15 protein-coding genes and 1 pseudogene are annotated in these 18,628 nt (G+C 71.7%); 7 read left to right on the top strand and 9 right to left on the bottom strand.

The annotated features are described in order from the left end of the window. Positions 1-226: 226 nt before the first annotated feature. The 3 genes from AB0J02_RS04135 (at position 227) to AB0J02_RS04125 (ending at position 5,712) form a co-directional block, all read left to right on the top strand. Entirely contained in the window at positions 227-3,121 is a 2,895-nt protein-coding gene (locus AB0J02_RS04135) for a peroxidase family protein (protein ID WP_363191992.1), read from the top strand. Further along, positions 3,108-4,502: a hypothetical protein gene (locus AB0J02_RS04130; protein WP_363191991.1), complete on the top strand. Its 1,395-nt coding sequence runs from the start codon at positions 3,108-3,110 to the stop codon at positions 4,500-4,502. Before AB0J02_RS04135 ends, AB0J02_RS04130 begins: the two co-directional genes overlap by 14 nt. Before the next feature lie 61 nt (positions 4,503-4,563). After that, on the top strand, positions 4,564-5,712 hold the full coding sequence (locus AB0J02_RS04125; RefSeq protein WP_363191990.1) for a serine hydrolase domain-containing protein: 1,149 nt from the start codon (positions 4,564-4,566) through the stop codon (positions 5,710-5,712). A gap of 22 nt (positions 5,713-5,734) precedes the next feature. Here AB0J02_RS04125 and AB0J02_RS04120 read toward each other — a convergent pair whose 3' ends face one another. Both AB0J02_RS04120 and AB0J02_RS04115 read right to left on the bottom strand, forming a co-directional pair. After that, complete coding sequence (locus AB0J02_RS04120; RefSeq protein ID WP_363191989.1) at positions 5,735-6,736, bottom strand: acyl-CoA dehydrogenase family protein; 1,002 nt, start codon at positions 6,734-6,736, stop codon at positions 5,735-5,737. After that, positions 6,736-7,890 carry an acyl-CoA dehydrogenase family protein gene (locus AB0J02_RS04115; protein WP_363191988.1) on the bottom strand — a complete coding sequence of 385 codons (1,155 nt, stop codon included), beginning with the start codon at positions 7,888-7,890 and terminating at the stop codon, positions 6,736-6,738. The genes AB0J02_RS04120 and AB0J02_RS04115 overlap by 1 nt, the downstream gene beginning before the upstream one ends. 104 nt (positions 7,891-7,994) lie before the next feature. Between AB0J02_RS04115 and AB0J02_RS04110 the strand changes: the two genes are divergently transcribed. Further along, positions 7,995-8,780 carry an SDR family oxidoreductase gene (locus AB0J02_RS04110; RefSeq protein ID WP_363191987.1) on the top strand — a complete coding sequence of 262 codons (786 nt, stop codon included), beginning with the start codon at positions 7,995-7,997 and terminating at the stop codon, positions 8,778-8,780. A gap of 48 nt (positions 8,781-8,828) precedes the next feature. Beyond that, a complete protein-coding gene (locus tag AB0J02_RS04105; protein WP_363191986.1) occupies positions 8,829-9,986 on the top strand; it encodes an acetyl-CoA C-acetyltransferase in 1,158 nt (385 codons plus the stop codon). Between the two features lie 36 nt (positions 9,987-10,022). Here the strand turns inward: AB0J02_RS04105 and AB0J02_RS04100 are convergent, their stop codons facing one another. The 7 genes from AB0J02_RS04100 to AB0J02_RS04070 form a co-directional block, all read right to left on the bottom strand. Next, a complete protein-coding gene (locus AB0J02_RS04100; protein WP_363191985.1) occupies positions 10,023-11,102 on the bottom strand; it encodes a nitronate monooxygenase in 1,080 nt (359 codons plus the stop codon). Further along, the gene (locus AB0J02_RS04095; RefSeq protein ID WP_363191984.1) at positions 11,099-11,878 is read right to left on the bottom strand and encodes a CoA-transferase; all 780 of its coding nucleotides are present in this window, start codon (positions 11,876-11,878) and stop codon (positions 11,099-11,101) included. The genes AB0J02_RS04100 and AB0J02_RS04095 overlap by 4 nt, the downstream gene beginning before the upstream one ends. After that, positions 11,875-12,738, bottom strand: coding sequence for a CoA-transferase (locus AB0J02_RS04090; protein WP_363192198.1), 864 nt, complete (start codon positions 12,736-12,738; stop codon positions 11,875-11,877). Before AB0J02_RS04090 ends, AB0J02_RS04095 begins: the two co-directional genes overlap by 4 nt. Before the next feature lie 20 nt (positions 12,739-12,758). Next, positions 12,759-13,532, bottom strand: a complete 774-nt coding sequence (locus AB0J02_RS04085) for an enoyl-CoA hydratase family protein (RefSeq protein ID WP_363191983.1) — start codon at positions 13,530-13,532, stop codon at positions 12,759-12,761. Between the two features lie 142 nt (positions 13,533-13,674). Continuing rightward, complete coding sequence (locus tag AB0J02_RS04080; RefSeq protein ID WP_363191982.1) at positions 13,675-15,342, bottom strand: cytochrome bc complex cytochrome b subunit; 1,668 nt, start codon at positions 15,340-15,342, stop codon at positions 13,675-13,677. A 68-nt stretch (positions 15,343-15,410) separates the two neighbouring features. Then, positions 15,411-15,923 (bottom strand): DUF6886 family protein, encoded by a 513-nt coding sequence (locus AB0J02_RS04075; protein ID WP_363192197.1) that lies wholly within the window; start codon positions 15,921-15,923, stop codon positions 15,411-15,413. Between the two features lie 17 nt (positions 15,924-15,940). Next, positions 15,941-16,651, bottom strand: a complete 711-nt coding sequence (locus tag AB0J02_RS04070) for a FadR/GntR family transcriptional regulator (protein WP_363191981.1) — start codon at positions 16,649-16,651, stop codon at positions 15,941-15,943. Positions 16,652-16,817: 166 nt separating this feature from the next. On the opposite strand from AB0J02_RS04070, the gene AB0J02_RS04065 reads away from it, so the two are divergent. Together AB0J02_RS04065 and AB0J02_RS04060 are read left to right on the top strand one after the other, a co-directional pair. Beyond that, on the top strand, positions 16,818-18,059 hold the full coding sequence (locus AB0J02_RS04065; RefSeq protein ID WP_363191980.1) for an MFS transporter: 1,242 nt from the start codon (positions 16,818-16,820) through the stop codon (positions 18,057-18,059). 222 nt (positions 18,060-18,281) lie between these two features. After that, positions 18,282-18,628, top strand: a pseudogene (locus AB0J02_RS04060) (hypothetical protein); the annotation flags it as partial.

Raw genomic sequence — 18,628 nt, 5'->3', positions numbered from 1 at the left:
GATCCGGTGGCCGCCGCTGACGAGCCCAAACCCCTTGCCGCGTAAGGGAGTTCACACCTGTATCGGGGTGGCGGACATGGCGGGAACCGTCGCTGCGGGGCGCCTCGCGGCGCCGATAGCGTCGCTGGCCTCCTCCGTTGCACGACCTTCCCGTACGAGACCCCCGTTCGACCGACATGCCCCGCACGACCTCCCGACGCACAGCACACGACAGGGACGGCAACCGATGTCCGAGACCGAACGTCACACACCGTACGAATCGGCACAGTACGAGCGGTACGAGGGCGGCAGCCCCGAGGCCGAGCGCCTCGTCTTCGAACGCCTCGCCCGAGAGATCATGGAGGTGCAGGTCGCGAACCGGCGGGCCAGTGGCGCCCCGCACCACCAGCGCGCCTTCCACGCGAAGGCGGTGCTCGGCGTGGAGAACGCCCGCCTGCGCTTCACCGACGACCTTCCGGCCGCCCTGCGCAGCGGCTTCGCCCAGCCCGGCGCCGACTATCCGGCGATGGTGCGGCTCTCCAACGCCAATGGGATGCGCGGCCCCGACGGCGCGCCCGATCTGCACGGCGTCGCCGTGCGCGTCCAGGTCACGGGCGACGAGAGCCACGACCTGATCGCGACGAGTTTCCCCGTGTCGCACGCCCGTAACGCCCGCGAGTTCGTGGCCTTCGCCAAGGCGATGGCCGGCGCGCGCACCCCGCTGGAGAAGGCCTTCGGGCTGTTCGTCAAGCTGCCGCTCGCGGTGGGCCTGGGCACCGCGAACCGGATGCGCGCCAACATCCAGGCGGCGACCCGGCACACGGTCGACAGCCTGGCCCGTGAGAGCTACTGGAGCCGGGGCGCGATGCTGTGGGCCGAGGCAGGACCGGTCCGCTATCTGTTCCGGCCCGCCCCCGGCGGTGGCGGCGCCGAGCCGCGCCCGGACCGCGGCGACCCGGACTTCCTGCACCAGGACCTCGCCCGGCGCCTGTCCCGCGCCGACCTCGCCTTCGACCTGTGTGTGCAGCGCTACGTCGACGAGCGCCGCACGCCCGTCGAGGACGCGTCCGTGGAGTGGCAGGAGTCGATCACGCCGCCCATCGTGGTGGCCCGTCTGACGATTCCGCAGCAGGACGTCACGACGGCCGAGGCCGGTTCGGCGGCCCGGCGGATCGAGGAACTGACGTTCAACCCCTGGTACACCACGGACGACTTCAGGCCCCTGGGCAACATCAACCGGGCCCGCAAGGCCGCCTACCGGGCGAGCAGCGCGCAGCGGCTCGACATCCGCTTCACCACGGAGGAGCCGGTCAGGAACCGCGTCCTCGACGTCCCGGTCGCGTTCACCTTCCGCGTCCTGAACCGCGTCGTGCCGTGGCACCGGCTGCCCCTGGAGGCGAGCCTGCTCAACCTGGTCTTCCTGCGGAAGGTGCTGCGCCGGTTCAACCTCATCGACACCGACGTGCCCGAGGCGCCGCCGAAGGCCGAGCAGGTGCCGGTCCCGGTCGACGAGCGGCTGCGCACCTCACGGTCGTACGACGGCTCCTTCAACGATCTGTCGTCGCCGAAGATGGGCGCGGTCGGCGCGGCGTTCGGCCGCAACCTCCAGCCCGTGTACCGGCCGGACCTGTTCGACACGCCGAACCCGGTGACGGTCAGCCGTCAGCTCCTCACCCGGGACAGCTTCGTGCCGGCGACGTCCCTCAACATCCTCGCGGCGGCCTGGATCCAGTTCCAGGTGCACGACTGGGTGAACCACCGGCGCTACGGCGAGGGCGGCAAGGCCGTCGAGGTGCCGCTGCCGCCGGGCGGCGGGACGTGGGTCAACTCCCCCGGCGGGCCGGCCGAGAGCGTGATGCGGTTCGGCGACAACGACGGCATCGAGGTGCCCGGCGACCAGCCGCCGGTCCTCTTCGGCAATACCGCCTCGCACTGGTGGGACGGCTCCGAGGTGTACGGCGGCGACGAGGCCACGGCGAAGCAGCTGCGTGAACCCGACGGCGGCGCACGGCTGTTGCTCGATGCCGGACACCTCCCGATCGACCGCGGCGGGATCCCGATCGCCGGGTTCAAGGAGAACTGGTGGATGGGGCTCAGCGCCATGCACACCCTGTTCGCCCGCGAGCACAACACGGTGTGCGACGCGCTGCGCGCCGAGTACCCGTCGATGAGCGAGGACCGGATCTACCACACGGCCCGGCTCGTCGTGTCGGCGCTCATCGCGAAGATCCACACGGTGGAGTGGACCCCGGCGATCCTCGCGACGAAGGCCATCGACATCGGCCTGCGCACCAACTGGGAGGGTCCGCCCAGGAACTGGCTGAACCAGCTGGGCCTGTGGCTGCTCGAGGCGCACTCGCTGACCGGCATCCCGAAGACGTTCCCGGACCATCACGGGGCGCCGTACTCGCTGACCGAGGACTTCGTCACCGTCTACCGGATGCACCCGCTGATCCCCGACGACTACGAGCTGCGCGAGCACCACTTCGGGCAGCGCCTGGAGACCGTCGGCTTCCAGGACATCCAGGGTGCCGCGGCGGAGAGCCAGATCCGCAAGACCGGCCTGGCGAACACCCTGTACTCGTTCGGCATCGCGCACCCGGGCGCGATCACGCTGCACAACTACCCGAAGTCGCTGCAGAACTTCCAGCGCGACGGCGAGATCATCGACCTGTCGGTGGTCGACCTGGTGCGCACGCGCAGGCGCGGGGTGCCGCGCTACAACGACTTCCGCGCGGGCCTGCACAAGGACCGCATCCGCCGCTTCGAGGACCTGACGCGGGAGCCGGAGACCCTGGCGCGCCTCAAGGAGGTGTACCGCGACGTCGACGAGATCGACACGGTCGTCGGCCTGTTCGCGGAGAACCCGCCGACCGGTTTCGGCTTCTCGGACACGGCGTTCCGGGTCTTCATCCTGATGGCGTCGCGCCGGCTGCAGAGCGACCGGTTCCTCACCGTCGACTACCGCCCGGAGGTCTACACGCCGCTCGGCATCGACTGGGTGGAGAAGGGCGGCATGAAGTCCGTCGTGCAGCGCCACTGCCCGGAGCTCGCGAGCCTGATGCCACGCGAGGAGAGCGCGTTCGCACCGTGGCGGCCGGTGTCGCCGAGCGGCAACGGAGGCTCCGATGACGGCAGTTGACGGGGGCTCGGGAAACCGGGGCCTCGACGACCTGCTCGCCCGCCCGTTCCTGCGGACGGTCTGGCGGCGGCGCACCCACCGGGTCTCCCGGGGTGCGTCGGTGCCGGCCGGGTCGATGAGCTATCAGTCGCACCACAAGGCCGAGCCGCTCACCGAGCTGGAGGAGGCGGTGCTGATCGCCGTCACCGGCGCGACGGGCCTGACCATGCCGGACCGCCCGTTCGAGGACCCGCGTGACGGCAAGCCGATCATGGCCAAGCCGAATCTGACCATGACGGGCCGTACGGCCGGCAGCCCCGACAACGCGCAGGGCACGTACTTCTTCCTGATCAACGACCAGGGCACGTACTTCCTGCGCAAACTGCCGCCGACGCCGCAGGAACAGTTCGACGCGCAGACGCTGATCGAGCGCGCCCGGCGGACGAAGGTCAAGATCCTCGACCGCCGGCTCGACGTGGCCGAGGGCCTGCGCGACTTCCCGGCGTACCTGGACTCGAACCGCTTCCTGTCCAACCTGCCGGGCACGACCGTCCTGTTCCCCGTGGTCGATCTCTCGCACCAGTACATCAACGCCCTGATGTATCTGCTCACCCAGCCGGACGGCGCCCGGCCGACGCTCGTCGACGACCGCAATCTGTACCGTCCGGCGGGCGTGAAGAAGTGGATCGACAACGGTTTCCTGAACAAGGACCTGAAGCTGCCGCTCGGCGCACTCGGCCCGATGCGCACCCAGATCGAGGCGGATCTCCTGCTGCAGACGGTCATGCTGACGGCGGAGGCGATGGGGCTCGGCGCCTGGATCCACGCGTCGCTGAATCCGCAGATCGCCCTCGGCGACCCGAAGTTCAGCAGGACGTACGGCAGGATGCTCGGCTTCACGTTCGTCACGCCGCGCTGGCGTCTCGCCGATGTGTGGCGCTGGCACGTCCCGCTGCCCAAGTACGCCACGCTGCGTTCGCAGCCGGTGGGTCTGACCGACCCGGCGACCGGCGCGCCGCTGATCGCGGCGGCCTGCCCGCCCGCCCACGCCTCCATGGCGGACGCGGTCGACTCGGTCGTCCGGTCGAAGTTCGGCACGGGTGGCACCTACGGCGACAAGGACGTCTTCACCCGCATCTACAAGGAGGACTACGGACAGCGCTATCTCGCCGAGGCCAGCGAGTACGACGAGCGTGTCATCGACTGCGCCCGTGACATCTGTACGTACATCCTGACCACGCACCGCCGTTTCCCCGCGCACACCGACGCCATCCACGTGCCCGGGATCTGGCTGCAGGCGCACCACGTGGAGGGCGAGTACTACGAGCGCTTCTTCACCAACGGCCTCACCGACGCCCATCGGGCGCACGACACGCTGTGGGACGGGGAACCGATGAGTTGAGCGCGGCTCGGCGGTCACCCTTCTCGTACACACGCCATCGCCTGGCAGGAGGGTGACCCCGATGACCGAGACCACTTTGACCGAGGTCCTGGCCCCGCACGTCACGAAGGGGCCTGTGCCGGGCGCCGTGGGCCTGGTGGCACGCGGCGACCGGGCCGAGGTGGCGTGCGTGGGGCACGCCGACGCCGAGGGCACGGCGCCGCTCGCACGCGACGCGATCTTCCGCATCGCCTCCCTCACCAAGCCGATCATGGCGGCGGCCGTGCTGGCCCTGGTCGACGAGGGCCGTCTCGCCCTCGATTCGCCGATCGGGCACTGGCTGCCCGAGCTGGCCGCGCCGGACGTCGTGCGGGATCCGGCGGGCCCGGTCGAGGACGTCGTGCCGGCGGTCCGCCCGATCACGGTGGAGGACCTGCTGACGTTCCGCGCGGGCTGGGGCTACCCGTCCGACTTCTCGCTGCCCGCCGTGCAGCCGCTGTTCGCGCTGATGGACCCGCACGCGCCCCAGCGCCTGCCCGAGCCGGACACCTGGCTCGCCGCCCTCGGCCGCGTTCCCCTGCTGTACCAGCCCGGCGAGGCGTGGCTCTACAACACGTGCTCCGACATCCAGGGCGTCCTGGTCTCGCGGGTGACCGGCCGCCCGCTGCCGGACGTCCTCGCCGAGCGGGTCTTCGAGCCGCTCGGCATGGCCGACACCGCGTTCGAGGTCCCGGCCGCCAAGCGCTCCCGCTTCACCAGCTCCTACGTCCCCACGGCCGACGGCGGCGCCGAGCGCGTCGACACCCCGGACGGCCAGTGGAACGAGCGGCCCGCGTTCCCCTCCGGCGCCGGCGGGCTCGTCTCCACGGCGGACGACTGGTGGGCGTTCGCCCGCATGCTGCTCGACGGCGGCGGTCCCGTGCTCTCCGCCGAATCGGTGCGCCTGATGACGACGGACCATCTGACCGCGGCCCAGCGCACGGCGAGCGACCTGTTCACGCTGGGTTCGGGGTGGGGCTACGGCGGCTCCGTCGACGTCGAACACCGCGAACCGTGGAACGTGCCGGGCCGCTACGGCTGGGTGGGCGGCAGCGGCACCGCGGCGCACCTGACCCCGTCGACGGGAACGGTGACGATCCTGCTGACCCAGCTCGCCCTGACCGGGCCGTCACCGCTGCCACCGGTCATGCGGGACTTCTGGGCGTACGCGGCGCAGGGCTCGTCGGGGTGACGCGAGGGGATGCCCGTGGTCCTCACCCCGCGGCGAGCACCTCCGCGCGGCACGCGCCCGGGGTGCCCCAGGCGGTCCGCAGGGCGCGGGCCTTCGTGAGCCACAGGCTCAGGTCGAACTCGGCGGTGTAGCCGATGGCGCCGTGCAGTTGCAGCGCGGTGCGGGCCGCCGCGTAGGCTGCCTCGCCCGCGGCCACCTTGGCGGCGGCCAGGTCCGCAGGGCGCATCGTCAGGGCCGCGCCGAAGACCAGCGGGCGGGCGAACTCCACGGCGATCAGGGTGTCGGCGAGCCGGTGCTTGACCGCCTGGAACGCGCCGACCGGGGTCCCGAACTGGGTGCGCTGCTTCACGTAGGCGACCGTGCGGTCGAGGAGCGCCCGGCCGACGCCGAGTGCCTGCGCGGCGGTGGCGAGCCGGGCGAGCGCGGCGGCGTGCAGGACCGCGTCCTGTACGGCCTCCGTGTCGCTCGGCACGTCACCGCCGGGCAGCGGTTCCGCGTGACGGCGGGAAGCGTCGAGCCCGGCGCGGACGGGACCGTGGCCGGGCGCGGCGCGCAGCGTCCAGGGGGCGGTGGCCCTGTCACTGCCGCCGTCCTCCACCACGAGCAGCACGTCGGCCGCGTCCGCGTCCAGGAGGTACGGCCCGCTCCCCGGCACGCGGAGCGTGGCCATGGTCTCCCCGGTGAGCAGCCCGTCCAGGAGGCTCTTGCCCGGACCCTCACGTGCGAGCCCCGCGCACAGGGAGGCCGCCGCCACCGATTCCACGTACGGGCCCGGAACGGCGTGCCGCCCCAATTGCTCAAAGGCGACGGCGAGTTCGACGGGCAGTTCACCGACGCCGTCGGACTCCTCCGGGACGGCCAGGGCGAACAGGCCGGTGCCCGCGACGCGGCGCCATACCGCCCGGCCGGGCGCGGGGTCGCCCGCGGCCCAGGCGCGGGCCGCCGCCGGGACGTCCGCCGCGCCGAGCAGCGCGTCGAGGGTACGGCCGAACTCCCGCTGCTCGGCGTCGAGGAGGAAACGCATCAGCGCCGTCCCTTCGGCAGGCCGAGCAGCCGCTCGGCGATGATGTCCCGCTGGATCTCGTTCGTCCCCGCGTAGACCGGCCCCGCCAGGGAGAACACATATCCTTCCGCCCAGCGGCCGTCCGCCAACTCGGCTTCGGCGCCTTCGAGTTCGAGGGCGGTCTCGTGCAGCTTCACGTCGTACTCGGACCAGAAGACCTTGTTCAGGCTGGACTCGGCGCCGATGTCCTGCCCGTCGAGGGCGCGCGAGGCGTGGGCCCACGTGAACAGTTCGTAGGCCCGGGCGCCGATCACGGCGTCGGCGACGCGGTCCCGCAGCGCGGTGTCGGCCGGGTCGCCGGCCGACCGCCACTGCCGCGCCAACTCCCCAGCGCTCGCGAGGAACCGGCCCGGTGAGCGCAGGGTCAGGCCGCGCTCGCTGCCGGTCGCGGACATGGCGATGCGCCAGCCCTGTCCCGGCTCGCCGATGACGTCGGCGTCGGGCACGAACACGTCGTCGAGGAAGAGTTCCGCGAAGGCCGGCTTGCCGTCGAGGCGCGGAACGGGACGGACCGTGACGCCCGGCGCGCGCAGGTCGAACATCAGGTAGCTGAGTCCGCGGTGCGGCTTGTCGCTCTTCCCGGTGGCGGGATCGCTGCGGAACAGTCCGAAGGCCCGGTCCGCGAAGGCCGCCCGCGACGACCACGTCTTCTGACCGCTCAGCAGCCAACCACCCTTTACCGGCAGCGCAGTTGAACGCAGGGAGGCGAGGTCGGAGCCGGACTCCGGCTCCGACCAGGCCTGCGCCCAGACGGTCTCGCCGCTCGCCATGGACGGCAGGACCCGGGCCCGCTGCTCGTCGGTTCCGTAGTCGAACAGGGTCGGCGCGAGGAGGTTGATGCCGTTCTGCGAGACCCGGCCGGGCGCCCCTGCCGCGTAGTACGCCTCCTCGAACAGCAGCCACCGCACGAGACCGGCGCCCTGCCCGCCGTACCGCTCGGGCCAGGAGACGACGGACCAGCGGTCGGCGGCCAGTTCGCGCTCCCACTCCCGGTGCGCGGCGAAGCCCTCCTCGGTCTCCAGGGAGGGCGGCGGCTCGTCCGGCACGTGTGCGGCGAGCCAGGCGCGCGCCCGCTCCTGGAACGCCGCGTCCTCGGCGTCGATCGTCAGGTCCATCGGACTCGCGCCCCCTTCTTCCCTAACAAGTGTTTGGTAGATTAGCCTCCGGGGCGGACGCCCGTCGAGATGCCCTCGCCCACGTCGCCCATGGAGGTACGCGCATGAGCACGCCGCCGCCGTACGAGCCCGGCCACCAGCTGCTGGCGGGGCGGACCGCCGTGCTCACCGCCGCGGCCGGCGCGGGCATCGGCGGCGCCACCGCCCGCCGCTTCCTGGAGGAGGGCGCGCGGATCGTCGTAGGAGACGCGCATGCCCGGCGCACGGCCGAGACCGTCGGGGCCCTGGCCGAGGAGTTCGGGGCCGGCCGCGTGGCGGGAACCCCGTGCGACGTCACCGACGAGGAGCAGGTGCGGGCCTTGTTCGCGCTGGCCGAGCAACTCCACGGGGGCCTGGACATCGTGGTGAACAACGCGGGTCTCGGCGGCACCGCCGAGCTGACCGAGATGACCGACGAGCAGTGGGCGAAGGTCATCGACGTGACGCTGACCGGCACGTTCCGCTGCACCCGCACGGCGCTGCGGCTCATGAAGACGGCGGGCCGCGGCGGCGTGATCGTCAACAACGCCTCCGTGCTCGGCTGGCGCGCCCAGGCCGGCCAGGCGCACTACGCCGCCGCCAAGGCCGGCGTGATGGCGCTGACGCGCTGCGCGTCCGTCGAGGCGGCGGCGCACGGCATCCGGGTCAACGCGGTCTCCCCGAGCCTCGCCATGCATCCGCACCTGGCGAAGGTGACGTCGCCCGGGCTACTGGAGGAGCTGACGTCCCGCGAGGCGTTCGGCCGGTACGCCGAGCCCTGGGAGGTGGCCAACGTCATCGTGTTCCTGGCCAGCGGCTACTCCTCGTACCTGACGGGCGAGGTGCTCTCGGTCAGCGACCGGCATGCCTGAGCGGACCCGTCCCGGTACCACCACCCTTACAGGTATTAGGAGTTGACCATGCCCGAGGCTTACATAGTCGACGCCGTGCGCACCCCGGTGGGCCGGCGCCGGGGCGGCCTGTCCGCCGTGCACCCCGCCGATCTGGGCGCGCACGTACTCAAGGCGCTCGTGGAGCGCACCGGCGTCGACCCCGCCGCCGTCGAGGACGTCGTGTTCGGCTGCCTCGACACGGTCGGCCCGCAGGCCGGTGACATCGCGCGGACCGCGTGGCTCGCGGCCGGGCTGCCCGAGGAGGTGCCGGGCGTCACGATCGACCGGCAGTGCGGTTCCTCGCAGCAGGCCGTGCACTTCGCGGCGCAGGGCGTGCTGTCCGGTACGCAGGACCTGGTGGTCGCGGGCGGCACGCAGAACATGTCGCTGATCCCGATCGCGTTCGCCTCCCGGCAGGCGGCCGAGCCGCTGGGCCTGACGGACGGCCCGTACGCGGGCAGCGCGGGCTGGCGCGCCCGGTACGGCACGAAGCCCGTGAACCAGTTCCACGGCGCCCAGCTGATCGCCGACAAGTGGGGCATCTCGCGCCGCGCCATGGAGGAGTGGGCGCTGCGGTCGCACCAGCGGGCGGTCCGCGCCATCGACGAGGGGCGCTTCGCGCGCGAGACGGTCGCGTACGGCGATGTCACCGTCGACGAGGGCCCGCGCCGGGACACGACCCTGGAGAAGATGGCGACGCTCGCGCCCGTCATGGAGGGCGGCACCATCACGGCGGCCTGCTCCTCACAGGTCTCCGACGGCGCGGCCGCGCTGCTCCTCGCGTCCGAACGGGCCGTGCGCGAACACGGGTTGACGCCCCGCGCCCGTGTCCACCATCTCTCCGTACGCGGCGAGGACCCGATCCGGATGCTGTCGGCGCCGATCCCCGCCACGGCGTACGCGCTGAAGAAGACCGGCATGTCGCTCGACGAGATCGACCTGGTGGAAATGAACGAGGCGTTCGCCCCGGTGGTCCTCGCCTGGCTGAAGGAGACCGGCGCCGACCCGGCCAAGGTCAACGTCAACGGCGGTGCCATCGCTCTCGGCCATCCGCTGGGCGCGACCGGCGTGAAGCTGATGACGACGCTGCTGCACGAACTGGAGCGCACCGGAGGCCGGTTCGGCCTGCAGACGATGTGCGAGGGCGGCGGCCAGGCGAACGTGACGATCATCGAGCGCTTGTAGGGGCAGGGGGTGGCCCGCGGGCCACCCCCTTTCGCCTTACACCGCCCGTAGCCTCTCCAGCGTCTCCCCCGCCTCCGCCACGATCCGCTCCACCAGCTCGCGGCAGGACGGCAGGTCCTCGATGAGGCCCGCGACCTGCCCGGAGGCCATGACGCCACCGCTCGGATCGCCTTCCACCATCGCGGACTTGAGCATCATGGGCGTGTTGGCCGCGAGCAGCGTCTGGCTCCAGGTCAGGTCCTTTCCGTGCCTCATCGCGAGGCCGTCGCGGACCATCCGGGTCCACCCGAGACCGGACGCCTTGCGGAACGCCGCCGCGTGCCGCACCGCCCGCAGCAGGGCGGCGGGCCGGCCCGCGCGTTCGAGACCTGCGACGAGTTCGCTGCGCAGCATGCGGTGCGGCAGTCCGTCGACGGCTGTGGTGACGGTGACGTCCTTGACGCCCGCGGCGAGATAGCGGGCCTTCACTGCGTCGGGCACGGTCGATTCGGAGGTCAGCAGGAAGCGGGTGCCCATCGCGATGCCGGCGGCGCCGTAGGCGAGCGCCGCGACGAGACCCCGGCCGTCGTGGAAGCCGCCCGCGGCGATCACGGGGATGTCGACGGCGTCGACCACTTGCGGCAGCAGCACGGTGGTGGCGACCTCGCCCGTATGGCCGCCGCCCTCGCCGCCTTGGACGACGACCGCGTCGGCGCCCCACGCCGCGACCTTCTCGGCGTGTCTGCGCGCTCCGACGGAGGGGATGACGACGACACCCGCGTCCTTCAGCTCGGCGATCAGCTCCTTGGAGGGCGCGAGGGCGAACGACGCCACCTTCACGCCCCCGTCGACGATGATCCGTACGCGGTCGCGCGCGTCCCCCGCGTCGGCCCGCAGGTTGACGCCGAAGGGCTGGTCCGTGCGCGACTTCACCTCCCGTACGGCGGAACGGAGTTGGCCGGGGGTCATGGTCGCCGAGGCGAGCACCCCGAGGGCTCCGGCGTTCGCGGACGCCGAGACGAGCCGGGGCCCGGCGACCCAGCCCATGCCGGTCTGCACGATCGGGTGCCGCACCCCGGTGAGTTCGGTGAACGCCGTCTTGAAGGCCCGGCCCGGCGGCGCCACCCCATCGCTCACGCGGGCACCTCGCGGTGACGCAGCGCCTTCGGGTCCAACTCGTCGCGAATCAGCCTCAGTTCACGTGCGGTCGGCTCACGGGTGTACGGGATGTCGTCGGGCAGCACCAGCTCGAAGCCCGTCGCCTCGCGCACCTCGTCGACCGTGACCCCGGGATGCAGCGAAGCGAGCCGCATCGTGTGGTCCGGTGTGCCGAAGTCCAGCACGGCGAGGTCGGTGACGACGCGGGGCAGGTGATGGAAGCGGGTCGCGGACGGTCCGGCCGCGGCGGCGTTGTCGTAGCCGACGCCGCTCACCATGTCGACCTTGTCCACGAAGACCCGGCGGGAGTGCCGGGGAACCCAGTAACTCGTCGGGTTGTTGAGGGTGTTGACGGGCGCGCCGCGCACTCCGAGAAGCTGGCGGGCCGGCTGGCGCCAGTCGCCGATACAGGAGATGTTCTGGTTGCCGAAGCGGTCGAGCTGGCTCGCGCCCATCATCACGTGGCGGCCGCCGCGCGTGACGAACTCCAGGTGCTGGCGGTACGGCAGCCAGCCCTCGCGCTCCCCGTCGGGGCCGATCAGCATGGCCTCGCCGTCCGTCATCAGCAGCCCGGGGGCGAACGTGCGGCGGGCGAGCCGCGCCCCGATGCCGGGGATCAGGCCCATGGGGCTGGCAAGCGTCTCGCCGCTGCCGCGCCACGCCTCCGCGCAGGCGATCACGCAGTACTCCGCGCGGGTCACGCCCCCGGCCGAAGTCCCGTCCGTCGTGCCGGGCGTACCGGGTGTGCTCGTCACTGTGGATCTCCGCCTTCCCGCTCCTGCCGCCAGGCCCCGACCGCGGCCTGGTACGCCTGCTCGTCCCCGTCGAGGAACCGCGCACGCAGCTCCGCGAACGGGGTGGTCGCGTACAGCTTCTGGAACGCCTCGTCGCGTCCGTAGTCGGGCGCGCAGGACGTGAAGTGCGCGCCGTCCGGTGTCTCGACGACGCCGGTGACGCGGTGCCGTTTGATCAGCAGCGACTGCGGGGGGCCGCCCTTGGCGAGTTCGGCGCCGTCCACGATCCGTTCGCAGGAGACGTACGCCTCCTCGGCGGCCTCGCAGAACAGGTCGTCGAAGTACGGGTCGGGGCCCAGGTACTGGCCGTTGCCCGACCGGTCGGCGCGGTTCACGTGAACGAGGGCCGCGTCCAGACACAGGGCGGGCATCGCGACGAACGTCTCCCCGTCCTCGTACGGTGAAGTGACCGTCCGCAGACCGGGGTTGACACGCATGACGTCCGAGCCGAGGCCGGCCCGCACGGGCAGGAACGGCAGCCGGTTCGCGGCGGCGCGCAGCCCCCACATGAACATGGCCTCGTCGACCTCCATCAGCTCGATGCGGCCCTGCTCGCGGGCGGCGCGGAAGTGCGGCTCCAGGGGGATCGTGTCGAGGGTGGCGAAGGGCGCCACGACCTTGCGGATCTTTCCGGCGGCGGCCAGCAGGCCGACGTCCGGGCCGCCGTAGGAGACGACGGTCAGGTCGGTGAGGTCGCTGCGCAGCAGCGCCCGTACCAGCGCCATGGGTTTGCGGCGCGATCCCCAGCCGCCGATGCCGATCGTCATGCCGCTGCGCAGGCGGGCCGCCACCTCGTCGGCGGTCAGGGTCTTGTCGGGCATCCCGGTCATCGGGCCGGTGCTCACTTCGCCTCCCGACGGGCGGTGCCGCCGAAGGTGGAGCGGACCCGGTCGGCGACGCCGCTGAGGTTCGCCTCGAAGGTGAAGCCCTGCTCGTAGCGGTAGCTGCGGCGGACGTCGACGGGGTCGATGCCGTTGAGGGCGGCCTTGGCGAGGCGCAGCAGGTAAGCGTCCTTGTGTGCGATCTCGCCCGCCAACTCCATTGCCGACTCCTTGAGTCGGTCGCGCGGTACGACCTTCCACACCGAGCCGTGCGCGTGCAGCTCGGCTGCGGTCACGGTCCGCGAGGTGTAGTAGAGGGTGCGCATCAGGTGCTGCGGGACCAGGCGGGCCAGGTGTGTGGCGGCACCGAGCGCCCCCCGGTCCAGCTCGGGCAGGCCGAACGTGGCGTCGTCGCTCGCCACGATCGCGTCGGCGTTCCCGACGAGCCCGATGCCGCCGCCGAGGCAGAAGCCCTGCACGGCGGCGACGACGGGCACCTCGCACTCGTACACCGCGGCGAACGCCTCCGCGCAGCCCCGGTTCGCGCCGATCAGCGCCGCATGCCCGCTGTCGCGCCGCATCTCCTTGATGTCGACGCCCGCGTTGAAGCCGCGGCCGGACGCGGTGAGCACGACGCACCGCACGTCGGGGTCGCGGCCCGCCGCGCGCAGGGTGTCGGCGAGGTCGTACCAGCCCTGCACGGGGAGGGCGTTGACGGGTGCGTAGTCGACGTCGACGACGGCGATCGCCTTGTCCGTCGGCGAGCTTTCCGCGTAGGCGAGCGAGACAGGCATCAGCGACTCCGCCACCTTCCTACCAAACATTTGTTAGTTTCCGAGAAGGTAGCAGCGATGCCCGCGGAGGAACAGACGCTCTCGCGGCGCAGCACGAAGGGGAAGCGGCATGCCGCTCCCCCTGGTGTCCGGCCGGCCGGTCTCAGTGCGCCGACGTGTCCCGCTCGGACTCGTGCCACCCGGCGTGCAGCGCCCGGTACTCCTCGGCGGTCGCCTTCGGCACGTACGTCCCCGGCCCGTACATCGCCTTGGCGAGCCGCGCACGCATCCGCTGCCGCACGCTGAACTTCCGCTCCACCCCGTTCTCGTCGACCGCCGGCCCCAACTCGTACGGCTTCGGTTGCTCGTGGATGTTCAAGGTGTACAACTCGGCCCGGGTGAGCGGCTCGTGGACCTCGATGTACTCGCCGTGCGGCAGCCGCTTGATCGTGCCGGACTCACGGCCGTGCAGGGCCTTCTCGCGGTCACGGAGCTGCAGCCCGTTGCAGATGCGCTGGGTGACGATGAACGCGAGCACCGGGACGACGAAGAATCCGATCCGCACGAACCAGGTGATGGCGTTGATGGACAGGCGCAGATGCGTGGCCACTATGTCGTTGCCGCCGCCGACCAGGAGGACCGCGTACAGCGACAGCCAGCCGACGCCCAGTCCGGTGCGGACCGGGTGGTTGCGCGGCCGCTGGGCGATGTGGTGCTCGCGCCGGTCGCCCGTGACCCACGCCTCCACGAACGGATACACCGCGATCGCCACCATGACCAGCGGGAACAGCATGAACGGGATGAAGACGCCCAGTTGCAACGTGTGCCCCCAGCCGTTGATCTCCCATCCCGGCATCACCCGGATCAGCCCCTCGGAGAAGCCGAGGTACCAGTCGGGCTGGGCACCGGTCGTGACGAGGTCCGTCCGGTACGGCCCGAAGGCCCACACCGGGTTGATCGTCGCGACCGCCCCCATGAACGCGAGCACGCCGAAGACGAGGAAGAAGAAGCCGCCCGCCTTGGCCACGTAGATGGGCAGGAAGGGCGCGCCGACCACGTTCTTCTCGGTGCGGCCGGGGCCCGCGAACTGGGTGTGCTTGTGGTAGAAGACCAGGATCAGATGGGCCACGACCAGGCCCAGCATGATGCCCGGCAGCAGCAGGATGTGGACGGGGTAGAGACGGGCGATGAAGTCCTCGCCCGGGAACTCGCCGCCGAACAGGAAGAACGCCAGATACGTCCCGACGATCGGCACCGACAGGATGGCGCCCTGCGCAAAGCGCAGACCCGTACCGGAGAGCAGGTCGTCGGGGAGCGAGTAGCCGGTGAGGCCGGTGACGATGCCGAGCATCAACAGGGTCCAGCCGAACAGCCAGTTGATCTCGCGCGGCTTGCGGAAGGCGCCCGTGAAGAAGACCCGCATCATGTGCGCGAGCATCGCGGCGACGAAGACCAGCGCGGCCCAGTGGTGGATCTGCCGGATGAGCAGGCCGCCGCGCACGTCCATGCTGATGTCGACCGTCGACTCGTACGCCCGGGTCATGAGGATGCCCCTGAGCGGTGTGTACGAGCCGTTGTAGACGACCTCGGCGGTGCTGGGGTCGAAGAACAGGGTCAGAAAGACGCCGGTCAGGATGAGAATGATGAAGCTGTAGAGGCAGATCTCGCCGAACATGAAGGACCAGTGGTCCGGAAAGATCTTGCGCATCTGGGTCTTGGCGAGCTGGTAGATCCCGAGTCGGCCGTCGGCCCAGTCGGCGAGGCGCTCCCCGCCGCCCGGGGGGTCCTTCCGTCGGCCGCTGTCGTGGGTGCGCTCGATGCCATCGCTCATGCGACTCCCCCTCGAAGCCCGGTGAGGCACAGACAGCGTAGAGCGGAGTCGGGGGGCGCGGACAGGGGTCAGCGCGGGGTCGCGTTGCGCAGCCGGATGCCGCTGAAACCCAGGGTGCTGGTGGTGACAGCGTCCCAGAATGTCCAGAGATTGTTGACGAACCGCAGTTGTATGTCGGCTTGTTGATGGAGCGTCAGCAGGTCGCCGACGGGTTCGGGCGGGCCGAGCGGTACGACGGTCTCGGCGGCCACCCAGGCGTACGGCACACGTTCGCCGATGGGGGCGAAGGGGCCGAGGGGCAGCCGGTAGGCGTAGAGCCGCGCGGTCCGGAAGCGCTCGGCCCAGCCGTACTCGATGACGTGGACGCGCTTCTCACCCATCGCGCCGAACACGGCACGCCGGTCGGCCTCCGTCGTGACGTCCACGACCCAGGCCATGGCACGCGGACACTGCCGGGGGAACCAGTAGGCCGGAGCCTGCGCGGCGTCAACTGCCCATACGTAAGGGTCGGATTGACGGGCAGTCATGGCGACATGCGGGCAAAACTCCGTGATCCCCGGGTCCTCGGAGAAGTGCAGCACCTCACCCTGCGCGGGCCTCACCCTCCGGCCCCCTCGTTCCGTTCCGCCATCTTCTCCATGGCCGCCTCCACGGTCTCCGTATGCGCCCACGCCGCCCTGGTCGCCGCCTCCGGGTCACGGCGCGCGATCGCCTCCGCCAGATCGTCGTGCGCGGAGGCGCCGGGCAGCTCGGGCGTCCAGCTCGGGCGCAGCGACTCGATGCTGTGCCGCACCGACGCCGTGATGCTCTCGTACAAGTCGGTCATCAGCGGATTGCCGCTCGCGGCGACGACCGCCCGGTGGAACTCCAGGTCCCGGTCCACGAACGCGGTCGGATCACCGCTCTCGTCCGCCCGGCGCCGCGCCAGCAACGCGGACAGGATACGGGCCAGATCCTGCTCGCCGCGATGCAGCGCGGCGGCGGGCGCCGCCTCCCGCTCCAGAGCGAGGCGCACCTGCAGCACGTGCCGCAACTCGGCGCGGCGCAACCGCCGTTGGAGCGCGGCATTGAGGTCGCTGGCCGCGCGCACGTATGTCCCGTCGCCGCGGCGCGCCTCCAGCAGCCCGGTGTGGCACAGCGCCCGGACGGCCTCGCGGACCGTGTTGCGCCCCACCCCGAACGCCTCGACGAGCTGCCCCTCCGCCGGAATGCGGTCCCCGACGGCCCATTCACCGCTCTCGATGCTCCGCTCGATCCGCCCGATGGTCCGCTGGACCAGGGTGGCGCCGGTCTGTGCTGTTTCGGACAAGGCGGTGGCCTCTCTCGTACGGGCAGGTCGCGCAAGGAGCCGTCCCGGTCAACGACTCTCGGGCCAAATATCCCACATCTACCAACTGCTGAGCGCCCGATTTATTAGCTTTGGAGGCTTATCGAGGCATTGAGTGCGCGAAACATGGGATGTTACGTTGGTGGGCATGCCGCACAGTGCCGACCCATCCACCGCCGCTCAGCCCGGCTCCGCCGACGCGTCCAGGACCGTTCCCGCGCAGGCCGCGGGCGGGCTGCTGGCCGCGGGCATCCTGCTCATCGCCATGAATCTGCGGCCCGGCGTCGTGGCCGTCTCCCCCGAGCTCGACGCGATACGCCGCTCCACCGGGCTCAGCGGCTCCCTCGCGGGGCTGCTCACCACGCTGCCGATCCTCTGCTTCGGCATCCTGGCGCCGTTCGCGGCGAAGCTGTCCCGGCGGATCGGCATGACGCGGGCGCTCGGCGCGATGATGGCTCTGCTCACGGCGGGCATCGCGGTGCGGCTCGCACCCGGGCTGCCCGCGCTCTTCGCGGGCACGGTGCTGCTCGGCGCGGCGATCTCCCTCTCGAACGTGCTCGTCCCCAGCGTCATCAAGCGCCACTTCCACCACCGCACCGGCCTGATGATGGGCCTGTACTCGGTGGCCCTGTTCTGCGGCGCGGCCCTCGCGGCCGGGGTGACCGTGCCGCTCGGCGACGCGCTCGGGCTCGGCTGGCGCGGGGCGATCGGCGTCTGGGCCGTCCTCTCGGCACTCGCGTTCCTGCTCTGGCTGCCGCAGCTGCGCCGCACGGACGTGCCGGCCGTCGCGGCCGGGGCGGCGACGGACCCCCGCACACCGCTGCGCCACTCGCGCCTCGCCTGGCAGATCACGCTCCTCATGGGCCTGCAGTCCCTGGAGTACTACTCGTGCGCCGCCTGGATCCCCGCGATGCTCACCGGTGAGGGCATGTCCAGCACGCAGGCAGGCTGGATGCTGTCCCTGATGAGCCTCGTCGGCATCGCGGGCTCGCTCGCCTTCACCGCGCTCGTCGGCCGTTCCGGCAACCAGGTTCCGTTCGCCCTCACCGGCACGGCCCTGTTCTTCGTCTCCCTCATCGGCCTGATGGTCGCGCCCGTCGGCGGGGCCTACGCGTGGATGCTGATGCAGGGCTTCGGTTCCGGCCTGCTCATCAGTACGGCCCTCGCGGTGATCGTGCTGCGCTCCCCCGACGCGGTGCGGGCCGCCGAGATGTCCGGCATGGCGCAGGGCGTCGGCTATCTGCTCGCCGCCGCGGGCCCGTTCCTGCTGGGCGCGCTGCACGACGCGACGGGCGGCTGGACGGTCCCGCTGACCCTGCTCGCGGTGCTGTGTGTGCCAATGGGGATCGCGGGGGCGGGGGCAGGGCGGGCACGGCAGTTGGAGGCGTGACCCGGGATCCCTGCTCTGGCCGGAACGCCCAGGGCTTTGCCAGTGCTACGAGTAAGGGAGGATAGGCTTTCGCGGCCGGAGGTCCGCAGGGGCCACACATGGCACAAGTGACTGCGAACTGGCTCGATGCGGGGGTCTGCCGATGATGTTCCACGTGGGGGCGAGGATGACTGGTCCGCTGGTGCCGACGCGGGCTGCGGCCCGGCAGGCGTGGTGAACCCCGTGGAGAGCAACGGCGAGGGTGCGGCCACGGACCGCGCCAAGTCCCCGCTGCCGGTGCGCCGTCCGGGCGAGGCCCGTCCCAACCCGGGCACGGTCCGCACGAAGCGGGCAGCCACCGCACCGCGGCCGCGCCCGGCCGCCCCGTTGGAACCCCCGGGCCCCGAGACCAGCGCGCTGAGCCGCCTGTCCGAGCTGGTCGAGCCTCACCCCGGACCGGGCCCGGAGGACACCCCGCCGGCACCGGAAAAGCCTCACCCAGCGCCGGACCCCGAGCACTCCGTACCGCGGCCGGCCACCGCTGCCCCGGCGCCCCCGCTCGACCTCACCCCGAAGCCGCTGCCCGTGCA

Origin of the sequence: Streptomyces sp. NPDC050264 (genome assembly GCF_040655895.1) — a bacterium.
In the GTDB taxonomy this organism is placed as follows: Bacteria; Actinomycetota; Actinomycetes; order Streptomycetales; family Streptomycetaceae; genus Streptomyces.
Note: the sequence above shows the minus strand (reverse complement) of the source record. Positions and strands in the feature narration are given on the sequence as shown.